The sequence below is a fragment of the Pseudomonas sp. S06B 330 genome (assembly GCF_002845275.2).
Classification (GTDB): domain Bacteria; phylum Pseudomonadota; class Gammaproteobacteria; order Pseudomonadales; family Pseudomonadaceae; genus Aquipseudomonas.
Genome location: NZ_CP088149.1, coordinates 465,673 through 483,486 on the forward strand (window position 1 = coordinate 465,673; position 17,814 = coordinate 483,486).

The window sequence follows — 17,814 nt, forward strand, 5'->3', positions numbered from 1 at the left end:
CACCCTGCCTAAACTGAGCGCTCTGCACCCTCAAAGGGGGACAAGGCATGACCATTATCGTCACCGGCGCCGCCGGTTTCATCGGTAGCAACCTGGTCCAGGCCCTCAATCGACGCAATGAAACCGAGATTATTGCGGTCGACGACCTGACTGATGGAGACAAGTTTCGCAACCTCGCCGATGGCGAGATTGCCGACTACCTGGACAAGGACGACTTTCTCGAGCGCTTTGCCCGTGGCCAGTTCGGCAAGGTCCGCGCTGTGCTGCATCAGGGCGCTTGTTCCAGCACCGTCGAAGGCGACGGGCGCTTTATGATGGACAACAACTACCGCTTCAGCCGCGACCTGCTCGACGCTGCCCAAGGCCTGCAGGTGCCGATGCTGTATGCCTCATCGGCGGCGGTGTATGGCGCAGGCAGGTACTTTCGCGAGCAACGCGAGAACGAGCGGCCGTTGAATGTTTACGGCTACTCCAAATTCCTTTTCGATCAACGTGTGCGTCGGCAACTGTCCGCAGCACGCAGCCAGATCGTTGGCCTGCGTTACTTCAACGTCTACGGCCCGCACGAACAGCACAAAGGTGCGATGGCGTCGGTAGCCTTGCACTGCTTCAACCAATACCAGGCGCATGGCAAGGTCAGCCTGTTCGGCAGCTACGGTGACTACCCCAGTGGGGGGCATCTACGCGACTTCGTCTCGGTGGAAGATGTGGTCAAGGTCAACCTGTTCTTCCTTGACCGCCCACACCTGAGCGGGATTTTCAATGTTGGCAGTGGCCGTGCCCAGCCGTTCAACGACGTGGCCATGGCGGTGATCAATCGTCTGCGCGCGCAGCAGGACCAGCCCCCGCTTTCACGGGAGATGGCCTTGCTGGAAGGCATTCTTGAGTACAGCGAATTTCCTGATCACCTGCGCGGCAAGTACCAGTGCTACACCTGCGCCGATCTGGAGCAGCTGCGCGAGGTGGGTTATCGCGAGCCGACCCTGACGGTGGAGCAGGGTGTGGCCCGCTACTGCGACTGGTTGCTGGGGCTTGAAAGCCCGCCGCCTGCACCCAGTCGGCAGGCGGCGGCTGCTTAGTGCTGGCGTAGGGTTTTCACATCACCCTTGGCTGAGGTTTCGCGCAGGTACTCAAGGAGCGAGTCGTCCATGGCCTGCATCCATCGGGTATGGTGCGGTACAGCGGTGGTACCGGTGATAACTGAGCGGTAGGATTTGTCGCGGTAGCCCATGATGTCCTGCTTTTTATCCGACTTCCATTTAAGGAAGATCCGGTTAACCGCGTCGATATCGAAGCTTGGGTAGTCGGTTTGCCCGATCAGGTGCTTGATATAGCGGCCCTGGAATTCGTACATCGACGCGGTGGTTTCCAGTGCCTCTTCTTCAGCGCGCCAGCGTGCGCTATCGGCCTGCATCTGGGCCTTTGATGGCAGCGTGTGGCGACCAAGCATGTAGTCGCGGGCGAACCAGGCCTGGGCGTCGAACAGGTTGAAGCTGTACCAGAGGTCTTGCATACCGAGGTAGATCAACTGCGGGTTATCTTCCCAGACCACGCCCTGATACAGCCCCAGTGGCCATAGGCGGTTGCCGGTCTTGAGCGTCAGCTCATCAGGCAGGAACGGGAAGTGATGCTGATAGCCGGTGCACAGAATGATCGCGTCCACGCGCTTGCTTGAACCGTCGGCAAAGAACGCCAGGTCGCCTTCAACGCGTTGCAGTTGCGGGCGCTCTTCCCAGCCTTTGGGCCATTTGTAGCCCATTGGCTGAGTACGCCAGGCGGTGGTAATCGAGCGTGCGCCGTACTTGAAGCACTGCGAGCCGATGTCTTCGGCCGAATAGCTGCTGCCGACGATCAGCACATCCTTACCCTTGAACTCCAGCGCATCACGGAAATCGTGGGCATGCAGGATACGTCCGGAGAAACGCTCGAACCCGGCAAAGTCCGGCACATGCGGCGTGGAGAAATGCCCGCTGGCGACCACCACATAATCGAACACCTGCTCAACGCCCTGGCCGATTGCGTAGTCGTAGGCGTTGACCGTAAAGGTACGGCTGGCTTGATCAAAGCTCACGGCTTTGACCGCCGTGTTGAAGCGAATGTAATCGCGCACACCGGCCTTTTTCACCCGGCCCTGAATATAGTCCCAGAGCACCTCACGCGGCGGATACGACGAAATTGGCCGCCCGAAATGCTCATCGAAACTGTAGTCGGCGAACTCCAGGCACTCCTTCGGCCCGTTTGACCACAGGTAGCGATACATACTGCCGTGCACCGGCTCACCGTGCTCATCCAGCCCGGTGCGCCAGGTGTAATTCCACATCCCGCCCCAGTCGGACTGCTTCTCGAAACAGACCACCTCAGGCATCGGAGCGCCCTGGGCATGAGCGGATTGAAAGGCACGCAACTGCGCCAGGCCAGACGGGCCGGCGCCGATAATGGCAACACGAATACTCATAAGACTTCCTGACAGAAAACACTGAAAAAAATGCAAAGTATCTCCAGCCCTGAACGGCAGAGCCGAGGGCAATGGAAAGCGGAAAATTCAGGCGTCAGCTGGCAGGTGGGGGGACAGGGCGTTTGCGTTTGTGCGCGAGCAGGGCGTCGCGGGGTGGAATCGACAAAGCGTGGAACAGTGTCGAGAGGGGCGAGCTGGACAGCGATTGGTCAGCGGCGAGGGTGGGCCCGTAAGGCTTGCCGAACAGCGCGGCAAACGGGCCTTGGGGGCGAAAGATGCGTGTGGTCTCGTTCATGATGGGCTGATTCTGCCTCTTCTCGTTATGGATGCCTTTTTAGCTATAACGGATGGGGGTGGGGATTACAAGGTTCGATACACCTGGCGGCGCACCTCAACTTGCCTGCTAACCCGATGAACGTTAGGCTTCACCGGTCGCTGCAAAATCAGCGATCGGGTTTGGTCGCCCGTCTGAACGATAGACGCTACAGCGTCCTACAACGAATACTTACGTTTGCTCGTCGGTATCTTCGTTCTATGGCAGCTGTGCGTGGGAGGCATTCGTGCCTGCCGGGTTTGTCTATTGTCCTGGTCGACCAACCTGCGTACAGCTGCCACCCAACTTGTTTGGTCGCAAGCGGTGACGGCTCCACCACAATAGAGACGTTCACGATGACAAAAATAGTTCCAGATCCCCCGCAATCCCTCTTCGGCAAGACTGCCACAACCACCTTCGGCTCGTGTGATGCCGGACACCCGCCTTTGTTCACCGTACGCGATGGCATTGAAGCTGAAGACGCATTGGTCCATGCCTCGCAGCTTTTGGAGGGTATCTACGATACGGCTCAGCAGGCTTGCGAGCATATTCATGGGCTGCCCAGGAAGGGCCTGCTCTGGTCCACCCTGCACTCGGCTGAGATGGCCAAGGGCTTGGTCGATGCCGTGCTGGATGGGATTGATAGTGAGGCGTTGAGGCGTAAAGGGCTCGAATAGTTCGCTTCGAGTGAGTCGGCGATGCGAGGTTGGGATTTACTCGCCCCGGGGCTGCCTGGCAGCCCGTCGTCTTGATTGGTTTGGTGTTACGCCTTCCGAGCTGATGTGCCAAGCGCTGCAATACGCAGCAGAGCGCGGTCAGTTGCCGTTCAAGCCGATATTGATGACTGAAGATGATGAGGCCCTGCTTGCCACGGTGCGCGAACGTCTTGCTGCACCTCAGCGGGTAAAGGTTTCGCTGGATGACCTATAGCCTTGAATTCGATGCGCGGGCACTTAAGGAATGGCACACGCTCGGCGACAAGGAGCGCTGGTAATTTGAGCGCAGATTCAGTTAGTGTTTTCTTATTCGACTTTGAGAAAAGCAGGGAGCTTCTATGTCGTTTGATGCGTTTATGAAGGTGGATGGCGTTGAGGGCGAGTCGCTTGACGATGGGCACAAAGGTTGGATCGAGCTGCTTTCCTATCACTACGATGCCGTGCAGTCTATCAGTCAAACTGCCAGTTCCAGTGGTGGTGCATCTGCTGGGGGCGTTTCCCTCGGGGATTTCCAGATCAGCAAATATGTGGATAGAGCGACCCCGAAGTTGTTTGAGCTTTGCTGCAGGGGCGCCCATATCAAAAACGTGACCATTCGAATCCATCGAGCGGGGACTGAAAAGTTCAAGTATCTGGACATCGTGCTTGAAGAGGTGCTGATTGCATTAGTGAGCGGGCAGGGCGCAGAACAATCTGGCTTTCCTGTCGAAGTCGTGACCCTAAATTACGGACGTATTAAATTCGAGTATTCACAACAGCGGCGTGCCGATGGGGGGAGTGCTGGTATCGTTTCTGGTGGCTGGGACAGGACCGCTAACAAGCCATTTGCGTAAGGAAACCCATTATGTCTGATGATGGAAGTTTTCGCGCCATCCTCAATTTTGCCCAAATGGCGGCGGTACTCACGCATGAGTCTCTTACTCCTGCCGAGATGATGTCTAACCGTATATTTGGCAGTCTTCGTCTCGTTGGCGGCATCATTGAACTTGCTGGTTCGGGTGTCTTATGTGCGATACCTGAGCCAACGATGATTTCAAAGGTCGGTTGTGTTGCAATGGGAGTTCATGCATCTGACCAACTCTCAGCTGCCTCCACGCAAATTGTGACAGGCAAGCAAACCGATTCTTACGCATTTAAAGCAGGAGCAACAGCGGCTGAGGCTTTAGGTGCCTCTCGAGCGACTGGTCAGGTCATAGGGTTAGCTACCGAATTCGTAGTGCCTTTAACTACTGCATCTATGTACAACGCATTTCGAGTTTCCTCGGTTCGTGCTGGAAGAATGAGTATTGCTACAAGCGAGAAGCCGTTACATGCACCGAATAACAGCGTCGGTGGGCATACTGAAAAACTCCACTTCCAAAAAGATATTGCAGCATTACAGTGGCGTTTGAAAAAGGTGAAATCAGCTGCTGTAATGTCCACATTTGAAAAAATGGATATCGCAGAATTGGCTATTAGCCAAGCACTGAAAGCAAACAAACTTAGAATTCTGATGTACTCCAAAACTCAGTTTATTCGTAAGAGCAATCGCCTAGTCTTGGAGTTCGATGCGAAACAGAATGTAGGCTGGGGTATCTATCGTTCAGCTCCGAATGTTCCAGTTCCTATGACAAAGGTGAGGGTTGTTATAGAATTCGTTGAGTTCAATTATATGCCAAGATACATCCTTACTGCCTTTCCAATACCTTGAGATTTTTGTAATGCGCGGATATATGGAGTTGATAGGCTTTATGAAGGATTTGGGTGATGGGATACTCGATTATCTACCTGAAGATCAACGGGCTGGACAGCTTAGCGTCGAAGAGATAATCGAACGATGGATGGTGAAAAAAACGTATTGCTCTGCCCTTTCGCTAAGGAAGGATATAACCACTTATATAAAGCTTCAACGGTCAGGTGATTTTTCAGTTGATGAGATTCTGTCCTGGTACGACCTTTGCTTCATTCCTGAAAGATTGGGTGTTGAAGAGCATGTTTTTTTTACCGGTATCCTTGATTTAATCGACTTTCATATTGAAAAAAAGAGGAAAGCTATTTTTGTTAAATATTTTGGTTGGATCGGTTACAGATGAAGACTTGGGTGTGTGCTAAGGGGGCTAACGGCTTCTGTGGTGACTAAAGCGGTGACAAAAGCTATTGAAACAAAGCTGTTTATGTTGAATTTTTGTGTCGCCAGAGGCTTTCCACCCAGACATTTGGCCAAGGGATGTTTCTGTGCGACAGGCGGTGTTTGTAAGCGGGGCAGTGGTGCGGGCCACAAGGGTAGCCTCCAATATCGAAACGGACCTCTATCCTTGGATTACAAGGTTCGATACACCTGGCGGCGCACCTCAACTTGCCTGCTAACCCGATGAACGTTAGGCTTCACCGGTCGCTGCAAAATCAGCGATCGGGTTTGGTCGCCCGAACTAGCAAAATGCAAAAGCTCTCATCCACGAATGCTGACGTTTTTTTCGTCCGCATCTTCGTGCTATGGCGGCTGTGCGCGGGAGGCATTCGTGCCTGCCGGGTTTGCCTTTTGCCCCGGTCGACCAACCTGCGTACAGCTGTCACCCAATTTGTTTGGTCGCAAGGCGGTGGCAGCTCCACAGCAAAAGGAGCGTCACAATGACAAAAATAGTTCCCGATCCCCCGCAATCCCTCTTCGGCAAGACTGCCACAACCACCTTCGGCTCGTGTGATGCCGGACACCCGCCTTTGTTCACCGTACGCGATGGCATTGAAGCTGAAGACGCATTGGTCCATGCCTCGCAGCTTTTGGAGGGTATCTACGATACGGCTCAGCAGGCTTGCGAGCATATTCATGGGCTGCCCAAGAAGGGCCTGCTCTGGTCCACCCTGCACTCGGCTGAGATGGCCAAGGGCTTGGTCGATGCCGTGCTGGATGGGATTGATAGTGAGGCGTTGAGGCGTAAAGGGCTCGAATAGTTCGCTTCGAGTGAGTCGGCGATGCGAGGTTGGGATTTACTCGCCCCGGGGCTGCCTGGCAGCCCGTCGTCTTGATTGCTTTGGTGGGTGCGAGAGGCTCGAGTGAAACGCGCGGTGGGTATATGAAGCGATGGCGCTCCGTCGGTAGGTCAGCAGGGCTACTTGCCCATCGAGCCACATTAGGTCACTGTAAAGACTATTGTCATTACAGGAGGCCGATGCCATGGCGTCTATCAATGTTCGTATCGACGACGATCTCAAAGCACGCGCCTATCGTGAGCTTGAAAAGCTGGGTGTTACGCCTTCCGAGCTGATGCGCCAAGCGCTGCAATACGTAGCAGAGCGCGGTCAGTTGCCTTTCAAGCCGGTATTGATGACTGAGGATGATGAGGCCCTGCTTGCCAAGGTGCGCGAACGTCTTGCTGCACCTCAGCGGGTAAAGGTTTCGCTGGATGACCTATAGTCTTGAATTCGATGCGCGGGCACTTAAGGAATGGCACAAGCTCGGCGACACGGTGCGCCAGCAATTCAAGAAAAAACTGACTGCGGTTTTGCTCAATCCCCGTATTGAAGCGAATCGGCTGCATAGCTTGCCGGATTGCTACAAGATCAAGTTGCGCAGCAGCGGGTATAGGTTGGTCTACCAGGTCATCGATCAGGAGATCGTGGTGTTTGTGGTCGCGGTGGATAAATGGGAAAGGGAGCAGGTTTATCGCAAGGCGGCTGAGCGGTTGAGCGAGTGAACCTGGCTTTCGCTGATATCCATTCCAGCGGGGCAGAGGCTAGTTCGGACTTTGTATCGCAACCCTCAACGCGTGAATACAAAAAAGGCCCACCTTTCGGTGAGCCTCTTTTTTACTGCGTATGGTGCCGGCACCAGGAATCGAACCCGGGACCTACTGATTACAAGTCAGTTGCTCTACCATCTGAGCTATACCGGCACAGGGTCGCCATTATAGCGATCAGTTTGCATCTGTAAACTACTTCTGCAAGATTCCTTGCAAAGCCTTTATTCAACAGGCTTTGCAAGGCGTTTTCTTACCAGCCGCGGTGCAATGTCGTGGCGTCGGGTTCGCTTTGGCTTGGGTCGAAAAGCATCGGCTTGTGCTCGTGGCAACCGCGCTTGTTGCAGTGCGTGGAAGGCTGAGCTGGCAGGCCGTTATCGCCCAGCACTTGCATCTGTGGCATGTCCCAGTCAGACGTTGGGGTGTAGCTTGTGCCGCTGCAACCGGCCAGGGCCAGGAGGAAGGTGAGCAAGGCGAGGGAGGAAGGTTTGTTCACGGTGAATTCCGTTTTCTAAAGGTCGGTCTTTGATGAGGATGCTCGGGTTGGTGCGCCAGTCGTAACCCAGGTACCTCAGGGGGGGCTGATGAACAGGGCAGATCAGTTTATACGACCGCTTCGCAGTCGATCGCAGCCTGGCGGCAGCGGCTACAGCGTGATGAATAATATAATTTACGAACCTTTCTGCAGCCTTTAAGGGCTTTCACCTAAATACGGGCTGAAAGACGCGAAATTTAATTAGTCATTTTCTATCGATTTGACTTTTACGATGCCTTGAGTTAATTTGTTGTTCATTATGTTGAACACTAAAGCGTACCTGCTCCCCACCTCTCGTTTGGTCTCCCGTGAAAATCACTGGACCGGCGGTCTGTAGCGCCTCCCCCGACAATCAGCTTTTTTCTCTGTTTTTGTCTGTAGCCGTCGCCGATTACGTGCCCGGTTTTGTGTCGCCCGTGGGAGGGCATCATGCGTTCCTGGATCTATTTGTTTATCGCCATCACCGCTGAGGTGATCGGTACGGCGTCGATGAAATTCGCCGCCACTCACTCCCCACTCCTCGGACATGGCTTGATGTACGCCATGATCGGTCTGTCGTACTTCTTCCTGGCGCTGGCAGTAAAGCGTGTGCCGGTAGGCGTGGCCTACGCGCTGTGGGAAGGCATTGGCATCGTGCTGATCACCCTGATCAGTGTCACCTGGTTGGGTGAAAGCCTGGGGCTGCTCAAGGCTGCCGGCCTGGGTGTGATGATCGCCGGTATTCTGCTGATCAAGGCCGGCACTCGCCCAGCACCTGCCGAGCGCAACATGGAGGCCTTGCCATGCTAAGCATGAACTGGATTCCATTTGCCTGGCTGGGCCTGGCTATCGTGCTGGAAGTCATCGCCAACTTGCTGCTCAAGTACTCCGATGGTTTTCGCAAACGTGGCCTGGGCGTTATCTCGATTCTCTGTGTGCTGGCGGCCTTTACCGCCCTGGCCCAAGCTGTTCGCGATATTGAACTGTCGCTGGCGTACGCCATCTGGGGTGGCTTCGGCATCCTCGCTACAGTGGCTATGGGGTGGGCGCTATTTGGCCAGCGATTGGCCGGGCGGGGCTGGCTGGGCCTGGTGCTGTTGCTGGTAGGCATGAGCTTGCTGAAACTGGCCTGATATACCTGCTTAGAACATTTTGCTGAAAAGCTTATGCACAAGGCGCGTGCCAGCCGTGTGGTGCGCACATCGGACCAACGCTCGCCGTTGGTCTTTGCGCAAATGGCTGTTTTTGTTGGCGATAAACCGCTGAGCAAAAAACCATCAATCGTTGAAAGCGCTTGGATCCAAGGTTTTTGAGGGTTTTTTCAAAAGGTTTCCCACAGACTTATCCACAGGCTGCACACATGTCAGCGAATGACTATCGCTCGGCCAGCAGCATGAGGTTGCGCGGCGTCAGCGGTTGCTGACAAAACACCCCTAGCTGTACCCGGTAGCCTTGCTCTTGCAGGTACAAGGCGCGGTCCAGCACCAGCCACAACTCCAGCGGGCGCCGGAACAGGTTACGCAGCAGCTCCAGGTTGCGCACCTGGCCCAGCCGTTGCCAGCCTGCGGTCTGCAACGCGTCCCAGTCGGGAGTCTGGTCAATCTGCAGACCCTTGAGGGCAGCCAGTTCCCGACAGTAGTCGGCAAACGGCTTGTGCAGCCAGCTGACCGGCAGTGACGGTGTGGGCAAATAGTCATCCTTGCCGCGCAAATGACGCTGCAGCAGATCGAAGCCAAGGCGTCTGGCCATCGACTCGTCACGCTGGCGACGAACCCGAGCACCTGCGGTGACGGTTTCACTGAGCGGCAGCCCCAGATCATCAATGGACAATTGCAGTCCGGAGACCCTAGCGGCAGTGGATAACGGTTGATACTCCTGAGCCTGAATGCGGTTGTAGCAGCACGGGGCTATGGCCAATTGCCGGCAGCCCTGACGGCTGGCCAGTTGCATCAAGCGCACATGCAGGTCGCCGCAGGCATGCAGGGCCACTGCGGTATGTTCGCTAGCCAGGTGTCGACCGGCGTCTTCGGCCAGTACGTCCTGCAGTAGGTGCTCGGCGTTCAGTCCATGGTGTTGGCTGAGCGTATGACCTGCTTCGACCAACACCCGGTCATATTCCAGGCAGGTCAGCTGTTGTTTTTCGGCGTGCAGCAGGCGACGGCCCAGGTGGCCTTTGCCCGAGCACCAGTCGAGCCAGTGTCGCGGCGGCTGGGCAAAATCCAGGTGACTGGCGAATGCCTCGATCTGCTGCCACTTGCGCCCAGGTACATCGACATTCAGACGGTGACTGGCCGGGGGCAGGTCAATTGTGGATAACTCGCCTATCTCGGAAAGCTGACTGGCCAGCGTCGCCAGCTGTGGAAAAGGCGCAGGTGCAGGCAGGTGCTCGGGATGGTTGTGGGCCGCTTCCGCCTCGCTCAGCGAGCGTTGCCGCAGCCAAGTGGCCAGCGCCTCGTGCTCTGCCTCCCAGGGCAAATGCAGGTGGGTGAAGGGGCGTGGTCGCCAGAGTGCCTGGTGCTCGCGCAGAAAGCCGTCCAGAGCCTGGAAGCGGCTCAGCAGTTGGTTATCTTCAAGTGGACGGGAAGTGGTCATGGGTAGATACAAAAACGGGGCTGTGATCAGCCCCGTTATACAGGTTCAACGACCCTGGCAGGCGTCGACGCGCAGCCAGCGTTCGAGTTGCTTGAACGCTTGCACCAGTACGAAGGAGATCACCAAGTACAGCATCCCGGCGGCGAAGAAAATCTCAATCGGCATGTAAGTCCGGGCAATGACGGTCCGGGCCATACCGATGATGTCCAGCAAGGTCACTGTGCTGGCCAAGGCACTGGCCTTGAGCATCAAGATCACTTCGTTGCTGTAGGCCGGCAGACCGATGCGCGCCGCACGTGGCAGCATGATGAAGATCATCGCCTTGGTCCGCGACATGCCCAGGGCGCGGGCTGCTTCAATCTCACCGCGAGGAATGGCTTGCAGGGCGCCACGCAGGATCTCGGCGATATAGGCCGCCGTGTGCAGGGTCATGGTCAGTACCGTGCACCAGAACGGATCACTCAGGTACGGCCAAAAGGCGCTGTTTTTCACCGCATCGAACTGCGCCAGGCCGTAGTACACCAGGAACAGTTGCACCAGCAGTGGGGTGCCACGGAAGAAGAAGATGTAGCCAAATGGCAATGCGCGTACGTACCAGTGCCGCGACGAGCGAGCGATACCCAGCGGAATGGCCAGGATCAAGCCGACAATCACCGCAATAGCCAGCAACTCCAGGGTCAGTGTGGCGCCCTGAACGAGCTTTGGCAGCCACTTGATAATGACTTCCCAGTTCATTGGTTAGGCCTCGCGAAACCGCGCGCGGCGCGTTTTTCCAGAAAGTGCATGACGGTCATGGCGACAATGGTCAGGCACAGGTAGATACAGGCTGCGGCCATGTAGAAGGTGAACGGCAACTTGGTGTTGGTTACGCCGTTCTGCGCCTGGCGCATGATTTCTTCCAGACCGATTACCGACACCAGGGCGGTGTCTTTCATCAGAATCATGAACAGATTGCCCAGGCCTGGCAGGGCCATGCGCCACATTTGCGGCAGGATCAGTTTAGAGAAGATCCGGGTCTTGGACAGCCCTAGGGCCAGGCCAGCTTCCCGGTGACCTTTGGGGATGGCCAGGATCGCGCCACGGAAAACTTCGGTGGCATACGCCCCGAAGCACAGGCCCAGGGCGATGACACCAGCCACGAAGGGCTTGTCCATCATCGTCGCGAAGCTGAAGTAGATAAATAGTACCCAGAGCAATTCCGGCACGCCGCGAACCAGCGTCGAGTAGGTGCCACCAATCCATTGCAGGGGTTTGAAGGGCGAGGTCTTGGCCAGGGCGCCAAGCAGCCCCAGCAGCAGCCCCACGCAGAGGGCCGACAACGCCAGTTTGACGGTCATCAGTGTCCCGGCCGCGAGGGCCGGACCGAATCCGTATAGATCAATATTCATGGGCAGGTGTGTTCAAGGGACGGGCACCGCCGCAAACGGCGGTGCTGGTCGGGGCGAATCAATAGATGCTGAACGGGAAGTACTTGTCGTTGATCTTTTTGTAGGTGCCGTCAGCAACGATTTCTTTCAGCGCAGTGTTTAGCTTCTCGCGCAGTGGGTCGCCTTTGCGTACGGCGATACCGATTTCGTCGCTCTCAACCACAGGCTCGCCTTTGAACTCATAGTTCTTGCCCGCTTCGGACTTGAGCCAGTCGACGTTGACCAACTTGTCAGCCAACAGCGCATCGACGCGACCGGAGGTCAGGTCGAGGTAGGCGTTTTCCTGGGTGTCGTAGAGCTTGATGGCTTTGACTTCGTCGCTGAAGTTGTCTTCAAGCCAGGTGCCGGACAGGGTGGCGCGCTGGGTGCCGATGGTCTTGCCCTTGAGTGCAGTCTTGAGCGAGTCCATATCGGTTTTTTCGATCTTGAAGTCGCTGTTCTTTGGAGCGATGAACTGTAGCTTGTTGGAGTAGTAGCGGTCGGTGAAATCGACGGCTTGCTTGCGCTCATCAGTGATCGACAGCGACGAGACGATGAAGTCGAACTTCTTGGCCAGCAGCGACGGGATGATGCCGTCCCAATCGGAGGTGACCACTTCGCACTCGACTTTCATCTTGGCGCACAGTGCATCACCGATATCTTTATCAAAGCCGACAACCTGGCCACTGGCATCCTTGCTGTTGAACGGCGGGTAAGCCGCTTCGATGCCCATCTTGAGTTTTTCGGCAGCCATTGCATTGGCCGAGAACACCAGCGTGGCGGCAGCGGCCAGGAGGAATTTCTTATAGGTCTGCATGCGTATTGCTCCGTTAGCGGTTGCTGGACATGAATTGTTTACAACGCGCCGAGTTCGGGTTTTCAAAAACCTGCTGCGGCGTTCCCTGCTCTTCGACCAGCCCTTGGTGCAGGAAGATAACTTCGCTGGACACTTGGCGGGCGAAGCCCATTTCGTGCGTAACCAGTAGCATGGTACGGCCTTCTTCGGCGAGGGCGCGGATAACGTTAAGCACTTCCTGGACCATTTCCGGATCCAGGGCCGAGGTCGGCTCGTCGAACAGTATGACCTTGGGTCTCATCGCCAGGGTGCGGGCAATGGCCGCACGCTGTTGCTGGCCACCGGACAATTCGGCCGGATAGCTGTGGCGCTTGTTGTGGATGCCGACCTTGTTGAGCAGCGCTTCGGCATGCTCGATGGCTTCGGCCTTGCTCTGACCCAGCACGCGGCGAGGGGCCTCGATGATGTTGTCGAGGATGCTCATGTGTGGCCACAGATTGAAATTCTGGAACACAAAGCCGATCTCGCTGCGCAAGCGATTGATCTGCTTATTATCGGCAGCTACCAGCTCGCCGTTTTTCGCAGCCTTGAGCCGGAGTTCTTCACCGGCCACCAGGATCTGGCCCTGGTGCGGGTTTTCCAGCAGGTTGATGCAGCGCAGCAGGGTGGACTTGCCGGAGCCGGAGGATCCCAGGATCGAGATCACATCGCCATCGCGTGCGGTCAGCGAGATGCCCTTGAGGATCTCCTGGTCGCCGTAGCGTTTGTGCAGGTTGCGGATTTCCAGCGCGGGCGTGGCCTCAGCCATGTGCGGTCCTCATGTGTTCTGGTGCGCTCCTGCTTGTAGGCGGCCTTCCTGGCGAGCGCCAAGCTAGCATAGCGGCCGAATGACAGCCAACAAGGTAGGGAGGGGCAAGTGGTTGCCGAGAGGGCCAGTGTCGCATCGCTGCAGTGGACTGTCGCGCGGATGTCCGCCTGCCCTCGTTTCCAGGGCCGGAGCCTTGATGAAAAAAGGCGCGATGGTGCCAGTTTTGGCCGGAGCTGGGAAGTCGTTTCTGACCTTGCGTACAGCTTCGGGCTGTGAATTGCGGCTTTGGTGGTACCTGGGGGTTGCGCCTTTTTGTTTCTTCGATGTGCCTGAGGTGTTACCGCTGAATGATTTTGGTGCACCTGGGGCATTTGTAAGTGGGTATTTCAGTAATCGTGGTTTTCCGAGCGTTTTTGAGGGTCTTTCGGTCACCTTCTGGCAGAAAGGCCTGTAAGCCTTGTTAGACGGGGGTGTGAGATATCTCGAACGAACGGTCATCGTGCTGGCGCGGATATTGCCTTATGCATCGGCAACAGGATGTAGCAATCTTTTTATCCAAGGCGCGCCTCAGGTCGCAGGATCAGAACGCAATTCTTGCAAAGGTAGTTTTATGAGCGGTACGCACAATTCCAATGACCTCGCTCAGGGGCTCAAACAACGGCATGTCACCATGCTGTCCATTGCTGGTGTTATCGGTGCCGGCCTGTTCGTAGGCTCTGGCCACGCCATTGCCGCCGCCGGTCCGGCCGTTCTGCTGGCCTATGCCGCCGCCGGTACCCTGGTGGTGCTGGTGATGCGCATGCTCGGAGAGATGGCGGTTGCCTCACCGGATACGGGCTCCTTCTCTACTTATGCCGACAAGGCCATCGGCCACTGGGCCGGTTTTACCATTGGCTGGCTGTACTGGTGGTTCTGGGTGCTGGTGATTCCGCTGGAAGCCAACGCCGCAGCGGCCATCCTGCATGCCTGGTTCCCTGATGTCGGTATCTGGGTCTTTAGTCTGGTTATTACCCTGCTGCTGACCGCGACCAACCTGTTCAGCGTGAAGAACTACGGCGAGTTCGAGTTCTGGTTTGCCCTGCTCAAGGTTATTGCCATCATCGGCTTCATTGTTCTTGGTCTGGCGGCAGTCTTTGGTTTCCTGCCTAACAGCCAGGTCAGCGGCGTCAGCCATCTGTTCGACACCCAGGGCTTCATGCCTAACGGGTTGGGCGCAGTGCTGGCAGCCATGCTGACCACCATGTTCTCGTTCATGGGTACCGAAATCGTTACGATTGCGGCAGCCGAATCCAAGGATCCGGGCAAGCAGATTTCCAAGGCCACCAACTCGGTGATCTGGCGGATCTTCCTGTTCTACCTCGTATCGATCTTCCTTGTAGTGGCGCTGGTGCCGTGGAACAGCAGCGAGCTGGCAGAAGTCGGCTCCTACCAGACCGTGCTGAACCTGATGGGCATCCCTAACGCCAAGCTGATCGTCGACATCGTTGTGTTGATCGCGGTAACCAGTTGCCTGAACTCGGCGCTGTACACCTCCTCGCGCATGCTCTTTTCCCTGAGCAAGCGTGGCGATGCGCCGGCCGTGGCCCAGCGCACCACCTCCAGCGGTACCCCGTACGTTGCGGTGGTGCTGTCGACGGCGGCGGCGTTCCTGACTGTGGCTGCCAACTACGTGGCACCTGCCGCGGTGTTCGAGTTCTTGCTGGCCAGCTCCGGCGCCATTGCCTTGCTGGTGTATCTGGTGATTGCCATTTCGCAACTGCGCATGCGCCGCCAGCGTATGGCGCGAGGTGAGAAGATCGCCTTCAAGATGTGGCTGTTCCCAGGCCTGACCTGGGCGGCCATCGTGTTTATCGTCGGCATTCTTACCGTGATGCTGATCCGTCCGGATCACCGCATCGAGATCGTTGCGACTGGCTTGTTGTCGATTGCCGTGGTCGCGGCGGGGCTGCTGGTGGCACGCAAGCGCAAGGCCGAAGCGGCTGGGCGAGTGGTGTTGAACAACTGATGGGTTGTTGAAATGAATAAGGCCGCGATCTGTGAGGATCGCGGCCTTTTTGTTTTGCCAACTGCCAATCGCTGTAGCCGCTGCGGTCAGGCTGCGATTGGGCGCGAAGCGGCCATGCTTCCCGGTTGCGACTGCTTTGCAGCCGATCGCAGTCTCGTACCTCGGCAGCGGCTACGGCAGGTGAGACTCAACCAAACATTTTCTGTTGCGTCTTGGCCACCGCCTCGGAGGCCGAGATGTAGGCTTCCTGGAACTCGTCGCTCTCAAGCCAGGCCATGGTGGTGTCTTCATCGGCACCATCGAGCCATTTGCGGTAGGCGGTGAAGACCATGACGATGTAGTCGGTAGCGTGCTCTTCCTTGTGGCCTTTGAGTACCAGGGCCAGTAGCGGGTCAACCAGGAACACCGAGATCAACGGCACCAAGCCGCCTTCCTGGGCTTGTTTCATCTTGTCGAACAGGGCGGTATAGCTGCCCGAGTCCATGGCCTTGTTGAACACCTGCTCGACGCTGGCGCTGGAGCTCTCGCCGCTGCTCTTGACCGCCTGGCCGCTACGCACCATGCGATTCTCACGGGCCTTGTTGGCGGCGCGCTTGGCGCGTTTCTGTTGTTTGCTGCTGGAGGCCATCGGTGCACCCTTGTGCTGACTCGGACAAATTGCGCGTATTGAATCGCAGTTGGCCGCTAAACCCAAGTGCCACTGCTCAGGCCGACTGAGGCAGCTCGCCACGGTCTTCCTCCTCAAGCACCCGCGCAGCACGGTCAACCAGCAGTGGATCAGGCTGGTAGGCCACGCTCAGGTCCTTGCCCGGATAATCCAGCGAATGCAGGAAATGACGAATGCAGTTGATTCGCGCGCGCTTCTTATCGTCGGACTTGATCACCGTCCACGGCGCATCGGCGGTATCGGTATGGAAGAACATCGCCTCTTTGGCGGCGGTGTATTCATCCCACTTGTCCAGCGACTTGATGTCGATCGGCGACAGCTTCCAGTGTTTGAGCGGGTCGTCACGACGCGAGATGAAGCGGCGCAGTTGCTCTTCGCGGTTGACCGAGAACCAGTATTTGAACATCAGCGTGCCGCTGTTGCAGAGCATGCGCTCCAGGTCAGGTGCCTGGCGCATGAATTCCAGGTATTGCAGCGGCGTGCAAAAGTCCATGACGCGCTCGACACCGGCACGGTTGTACCAGGAGCGGTCGAAGAAGACCATTTCACCGGCGGTGGGCAGGTGCTGGATATAGCGCTGGAAATACCACTGGCCCTTCTCCTGCTCGGAAGGCTTCTCCAGGGCGACGATACGTGCGCCACGTGGGTTCAGGTGCTCCATGAAGCGCTTGATGGTACCGCCCTTACCAGCTGCGTCACGGCCTTCAAAGAGGACGACGATGCGCTGGCCGGTTTCCTTGACCCAGCTTTGCACCTTGAGCAGTTCGATCTGCAGAGCGTGCTTGGCCTTTTCGTACTCCGCGCGGCGCATGCGGGTGCGATAGGGGTAGCTGGCGGGCAGTTTTGCCGTGGGGCTGTCTTCGTTCGAGCCACGTGGTGCCGAGGCGACCTTCAGTGCAGCCGGTTGCTGGCTGATGGTACTGATTTCACCGTCGACGGTAACTGTAGTCGTCTTGCGGGTGGCGCGTGGCCGCCGTGTGCGTGGGGTAGCGGGCTTGGGTAGCGGGGGCTGGCTGGCGTTCGCTGGCGTTTCTGGGGCGGGCAAGGGCAGTGGCAGGGCAGTGGATTCTTCGCTCATGGGGGGCCTGTTAGTTTTTTCTAATATCCTCGGGACATTTTACGGCTGCACCCCAAGGGCATACTGACTGTGGTCAACAGTCTTCGGCTTGTTTCGGTCAGCCGTCGCTCCAGGGCAGGCTACCGCAGAACGCATTGCCTTCGTAGCGGCTGGCTATCGACCCGAGGATCATGATTGGCCCGCAGGCGTAGAGTGTTGGCCTGATGCGCTGCTTGGTATTGAACAGGATCACCTGTTCGCCGTTTGCGTCAGCGCCGTATGCCACTTCGCTGTAGCTCTCGCACACCGGCAGTTGCAGTGGAATCGGCACAATCAGTGCCCACACGGTGATGCCGCACCATTGGCGGGTAACGTCGGATTTTTGTGTTTTACGGATAACTGGGGGGCTAGCGTTCAGGCGCAGTGGTTGATCGGCCTGGCTGGGGTAGGTCTGTTTGTACGGCAGGGCCACTGTCGCGCCGACACAGCCGGTCAGGCACAGCATCATGGTGAGGGCGACGACGGTTAGTCTCATCCTTGGCTCCGGCTACCCTGCAGCGTTCCTGTGTGCAGGCAGGCCCGTGATCAGTAGAGAAATCGCGGGCATTAAAAAAGCCCCAAGGAATCACTTCACTTGGGGCTTTTCGGTATTAGTGGTGCCCAGAGACGGAATCGAACCGCCGACACGGGGATTTTCAATCCCCTGCTCTACCGACTGAGCTATCTGGGCAACGGGGCGCATTAAAAGGCTTTTTCAGGTTTGCGTCAACGA

24 protein-coding genes and 2 tRNA genes are annotated in these 17,814 nt (G+C 56.9%); 13 read left to right on the forward strand and 13 right to left on the reverse strand.

Going from position 1 to position 17,814, the window contains the following annotated elements:
* The first annotated feature begins 47 nt into the window (after nt 1-47).
* Nucleotides 48-1,079 carry an ADP-glyceromanno-heptose 6-epimerase gene (gene rfaD, locus CX511_RS02160; protein ID WP_101293076.1) on the forward strand — a complete coding sequence of 344 codons (1,032 nt, stop codon included), beginning with the start codon at nt 48-50 and terminating at the stop codon, nt 1,077-1,079.
* Here the strand turns inward: rfaD and CX511_RS02165 are convergent.
* Complete coding sequence (locus CX511_RS02165) at nt 1,076-2,455, reverse strand: trimethylamine monooxygenase (protein WP_101293075.1); 1,380 nt, start codon at nt 2,453-2,455, stop codon at nt 1,076-1,078. The genes rfaD and CX511_RS02165 overlap by 4 nt on opposite strands.
* A gap of 94 nt (nt 2,456-2,549) precedes the next feature.
* The gene (locus CX511_RS02170; protein WP_045180856.1) at nt 2,550-2,750 is read right to left on the reverse strand and encodes a hypothetical protein; all 201 of its coding nucleotides are present in this window, start codon (nt 2,748-2,750) and stop codon (nt 2,550-2,552) included.
* Nucleotides 2,751-3,124: 374 nt separating this feature from the next.
* On the opposite strand from CX511_RS02170, the gene CX511_RS02175 reads away from it, so the two are divergent.
* The 8 genes from CX511_RS02175 (at nt 3,125) to CX511_RS02210 (ending at nt 7,155) form a co-directional block, all read left to right on the forward strand.
* The gene (locus CX511_RS02175; RefSeq protein ID WP_220639097.1) at nt 3,125-3,445 is read left to right on the forward strand and encodes a DUF6124 family protein; all 321 of its coding nucleotides are present in this window, start codon (nt 3,125-3,127) and stop codon (nt 3,443-3,445) included.
* 34 nt (nt 3,446-3,479) lie between these two features.
* Nucleotides 3,480-3,698: a type II toxin-antitoxin system RelB/DinJ family antitoxin gene (locus CX511_RS02180; protein ID WP_269216852.1), complete on the forward strand. Its 219-nt coding sequence runs from the start codon at nt 3,480-3,482 to the stop codon at nt 3,696-3,698.
* 124 nt (nt 3,699-3,822) lie between these two features.
* Entirely contained in the window at nt 3,823-4,317 is a 495-nt protein-coding gene (locus tag CX511_RS02185; RefSeq protein WP_101291788.1) for an Hcp family type VI secretion system effector, read from the forward strand.
* 11 nt (nt 4,318-4,328) lie between these two features.
* Entirely contained in the window at nt 4,329-5,174 is an 846-nt protein-coding gene (locus CX511_RS02190; RefSeq protein WP_101291787.1) for an RNase A-like domain-containing protein, read from the forward strand.
* 10 nt (nt 5,175-5,184) lie between these two features.
* Entirely contained in the window at nt 5,185-5,556 is a 372-nt protein-coding gene (locus tag CX511_RS02195) for a hypothetical protein (protein ID WP_101291786.1), read from the forward strand.
* A gap of 535 nt (nt 5,557-6,091) precedes the next feature.
* Nucleotides 6,092-6,412, forward strand: a complete 321-nt coding sequence (locus CX511_RS02200; RefSeq protein ID WP_045180853.1) for a DUF6124 family protein — start codon at nt 6,092-6,094, stop codon at nt 6,410-6,412.
* A 223-nt stretch (nt 6,413-6,635) separates the two neighbouring features.
* On the forward strand, nt 6,636-6,875 hold the full coding sequence (locus CX511_RS02205; RefSeq protein ID WP_045180850.1) for a type II toxin-antitoxin system RelB/DinJ family antitoxin: 240 nt from the start codon (nt 6,636-6,638) through the stop codon (nt 6,873-6,875).
* Nucleotides 6,865-7,155 carry a type II toxin-antitoxin system RelE family toxin gene (locus CX511_RS02210; RefSeq protein ID WP_101293397.1) on the forward strand — a complete coding sequence of 97 codons (291 nt, stop codon included), beginning with the start codon at nt 6,865-6,867 and terminating at the stop codon, nt 7,153-7,155. Before CX511_RS02205 ends, CX511_RS02210 begins: the two co-directional genes overlap by 11 nt.
* Before the next feature lie 122 nt (nt 7,156-7,277).
* On the opposite strand, the gene CX511_RS02215 is transcribed toward CX511_RS02210, so the two are convergent.
* Nucleotides 7,278-7,353, reverse strand: a tRNA-Thr gene (locus CX511_RS02215).
* Between the two features lie 97 nt (nt 7,354-7,450).
* Nucleotides 7,451-7,693: a hypothetical protein gene (locus tag CX511_RS02220; RefSeq protein WP_101293396.1), complete on the reverse strand. Its 243-nt coding sequence runs from the start codon at nt 7,691-7,693 to the stop codon at nt 7,451-7,453.
* Between the two features lie 468 nt (nt 7,694-8,161).
* Between CX511_RS02220 and CX511_RS02225 the strand changes: the two genes are divergently transcribed.
* Entirely contained in the window at nt 8,162-8,521 is a 360-nt protein-coding gene (locus tag CX511_RS02225; protein ID WP_101293395.1) for a multidrug/spermidine efflux SMR transporter subunit MdtJ, read from the forward strand.
* Nucleotides 8,515-8,844: a multidrug/spermidine efflux SMR transporter subunit MdtI gene (gene mdtI, locus CX511_RS02230; RefSeq protein ID WP_045180834.1), complete on the forward strand. Its 330-nt coding sequence runs from the start codon at nt 8,515-8,517 to the stop codon at nt 8,842-8,844. The genes CX511_RS02225 and mdtI overlap by 7 nt, the downstream gene beginning before the upstream one ends.
* A gap of 241 nt (nt 8,845-9,085) precedes the next feature.
* Here the strand turns inward: mdtI and CX511_RS02235 are convergent, their stop codons facing one another.
* The 5 genes from CX511_RS02235 to CX511_RS02255 are packed head-to-tail and all read right to left on the reverse strand — an operon-like array spanning nt 9,086 to nt 13,313.
* Nucleotides 9,086-10,303 carry a methyltransferase gene (locus tag CX511_RS02235; protein ID WP_045180831.1) on the reverse strand — a complete coding sequence of 406 codons (1,218 nt, stop codon included), beginning with the start codon at nt 10,301-10,303 and terminating at the stop codon, nt 9,086-9,088.
* Nucleotides 10,304-10,348: 45 nt separating this feature from the next.
* Nucleotides 10,349-11,038: an ABC transporter permease gene (locus CX511_RS02240; protein ID WP_045180828.1), complete on the reverse strand. Its 690-nt coding sequence runs from the start codon at nt 11,036-11,038 to the stop codon at nt 10,349-10,351.
* Nucleotides 11,035-11,691: an ABC transporter permease gene (locus CX511_RS02245; RefSeq protein WP_045180825.1), complete on the reverse strand. Its 657-nt coding sequence runs from the start codon at nt 11,689-11,691 to the stop codon at nt 11,035-11,037. The genes CX511_RS02240 and CX511_RS02245 overlap by 4 nt, the downstream gene beginning before the upstream one ends.
* Nucleotides 11,692-11,749: 58 nt before the next feature.
* Entirely contained in the window at nt 11,750-12,526 is a 777-nt protein-coding gene (locus tag CX511_RS02250) for an ABC transporter substrate-binding protein (RefSeq protein ID WP_045180822.1), read from the reverse strand.
* A 13-nt stretch (nt 12,527-12,539) separates the two neighbouring features.
* Nucleotides 12,540-13,313, reverse strand: coding sequence for an ABC transporter ATP-binding protein (locus CX511_RS02255; RefSeq protein ID WP_045180819.1), 774 nt, complete (start codon nt 13,311-13,313; stop codon nt 12,540-12,542).
* Between the two features lie 196 nt (nt 13,314-13,509).
* Here CX511_RS02255 and CX511_RS02260 point away from each other — a divergent pair, with 196 nt between their 5' ends.
* Complete coding sequence (locus CX511_RS02260) at nt 13,510-13,767, forward strand: hypothetical protein (protein WP_045180816.1); 258 nt, start codon at nt 13,510-13,512, stop codon at nt 13,765-13,767.
* Nucleotides 13,768-13,923: 156 nt separating this feature from the next.
* A complete protein-coding gene (gene gabP, locus CX511_RS02265) occupies nt 13,924-15,318 on the forward strand; it encodes a GABA permease (protein ID WP_045180813.1) in 1,395 nt (464 codons plus the stop codon).
* A gap of 187 nt (nt 15,319-15,505) precedes the next feature.
* Here gabP and CX511_RS02270 read toward each other — a convergent pair whose 3' ends face one another.
* The 4 genes from CX511_RS02270 to CX511_RS02285 form a co-directional block, all read right to left on the reverse strand.
* Entirely contained in the window at nt 15,506-15,946 is a 441-nt protein-coding gene (locus CX511_RS02270; protein ID WP_045180810.1) for a hypothetical protein, read from the reverse strand.
* Between the two features lie 76 nt (nt 15,947-16,022).
* A complete protein-coding gene (ppk2, locus tag CX511_RS02275) occupies nt 16,023-17,063 on the reverse strand; it encodes a polyphosphate kinase 2 (RefSeq protein WP_045180808.1) in 1,041 nt (346 codons plus the stop codon).
* Nucleotides 17,064-17,160: 97 nt separating this feature from the next.
* On the reverse strand, nt 17,161-17,577 hold the full coding sequence (locus CX511_RS02280) for a hypothetical protein (RefSeq protein ID WP_101293394.1): 417 nt from the start codon (nt 17,575-17,577) through the stop codon (nt 17,161-17,163).
* Between the two features lie 119 nt (nt 17,578-17,696).
* Nucleotides 17,697-17,772 (reverse strand) — tRNA-Phe (locus tag CX511_RS02285).
* Between the last annotated feature and the right edge of the window lie 42 nt (nt 17,773-17,814).

What these genes read in the sequence shown, in the direction of transcription:
- rfaD (WP_101293076.1), top strand. Translation starts at nt 48, where the DNA reads ATGACCATTATCGTCACCGGCGCCGCCGGTTTCATCGGTAGCAACCTG.
- CX511_RS02165 (WP_101293075.1), bottom strand. Translation starts at nt 2,455, where the DNA reads ATGAGTATTCGTGTTGCCATTATCGGCGCCGGCCCGTCTGGCCTGGCG.
- CX511_RS02170 (WP_045180856.1), bottom strand. Translation starts at nt 2,750, where the DNA reads ATGAACGAGACCACACGCATCTTTCGCCCCCAAGGCCCGTTTGCCGCG.
- CX511_RS02175 (WP_220639097.1), top strand. Translation starts at nt 3,125, where the DNA reads ATGACAAAAATAGTTCCAGATCCCCCGCAATCCCTCTTCGGCAAGACT.
- CX511_RS02185 (WP_101291788.1), top strand. Translation starts at nt 3,823, where the DNA reads ATGTCGTTTGATGCGTTTATGAAGGTGGATGGCGTTGAGGGCGAGTCG.
- CX511_RS02190 (WP_101291787.1), top strand. Translation starts at nt 4,329, where the DNA reads ATGTCTGATGATGGAAGTTTTCGCGCCATCCTCAATTTTGCCCAAATG.
- CX511_RS02195 (WP_101291786.1), top strand. Translation starts at nt 5,185, where the DNA reads ATGCGCGGATATATGGAGTTGATAGGCTTTATGAAGGATTTGGGTGAT.
- CX511_RS02200 (WP_045180853.1), top strand. Translation starts at nt 6,092, where the DNA reads ATGACAAAAATAGTTCCCGATCCCCCGCAATCCCTCTTCGGCAAGACT.
- CX511_RS02205 (WP_045180850.1), top strand. Translation starts at nt 6,636, where the DNA reads ATGGCGTCTATCAATGTTCGTATCGACGACGATCTCAAAGCACGCGCC.
- CX511_RS02210 (WP_101293397.1), top strand. Translation starts at nt 6,865, where the DNA reads ATGACCTATAGTCTTGAATTCGATGCGCGGGCACTTAAGGAATGGCAC.
- CX511_RS02225 (WP_101293395.1), top strand. Translation starts at nt 8,162, where the DNA reads ATGCGTTCCTGGATCTATTTGTTTATCGCCATCACCGCTGAGGTGATC.
- mdtI (WP_045180834.1), top strand. Translation starts at nt 8,515, where the DNA reads ATGCTAAGCATGAACTGGATTCCATTTGCCTGGCTGGGCCTGGCTATC.
- CX511_RS02235 (WP_045180831.1), bottom strand. Translation starts at nt 10,303, where the DNA reads ATGACCACTTCCCGTCCACTTGAAGATAACCAACTGCTGAGCCGCTTC.
- CX511_RS02240 (WP_045180828.1), bottom strand. Translation starts at nt 11,038, where the DNA reads ATGAACTGGGAAGTCATTATCAAGTGGCTGCCAAAGCTCGTTCAGGGC.
- CX511_RS02245 (WP_045180825.1), bottom strand. Translation starts at nt 11,691, where the DNA reads ATGAATATTGATCTATACGGATTCGGTCCGGCCCTCGCGGCCGGGACA.
- CX511_RS02250 (WP_045180822.1), bottom strand. Translation starts at nt 12,526, where the DNA reads ATGCAGACCTATAAGAAATTCCTCCTGGCCGCTGCCGCCACGCTGGTG.
- CX511_RS02255 (WP_045180819.1), bottom strand. Translation starts at nt 13,313, where the DNA reads ATGGCTGAGGCCACGCCCGCGCTGGAAATCCGCAACCTGCACAAACGC.
- CX511_RS02260 (WP_045180816.1), top strand. Translation starts at nt 13,510, where the DNA reads ATGAAAAAAGGCGCGATGGTGCCAGTTTTGGCCGGAGCTGGGAAGTCG.
- gabP (WP_045180813.1), top strand. Translation starts at nt 13,924, where the DNA reads ATGAGCGGTACGCACAATTCCAATGACCTCGCTCAGGGGCTCAAACAA.
- CX511_RS02270 (WP_045180810.1), bottom strand. Translation starts at nt 15,946, where the DNA reads ATGGCCTCCAGCAGCAAACAACAGAAACGCGCCAAGCGCGCCGCCAAC.
- ppk2 (WP_045180808.1), bottom strand. Translation starts at nt 17,063, where the DNA reads ATGAGCGAAGAATCCACTGCCCTGCCACTGCCCTTGCCCGCCCCAGAA.
- CX511_RS02280 (WP_101293394.1), bottom strand. Translation starts at nt 17,577, where the DNA reads ATGAGACTAACCGTCGTCGCCCTCACCATGATGCTGTGCCTGACCGGC.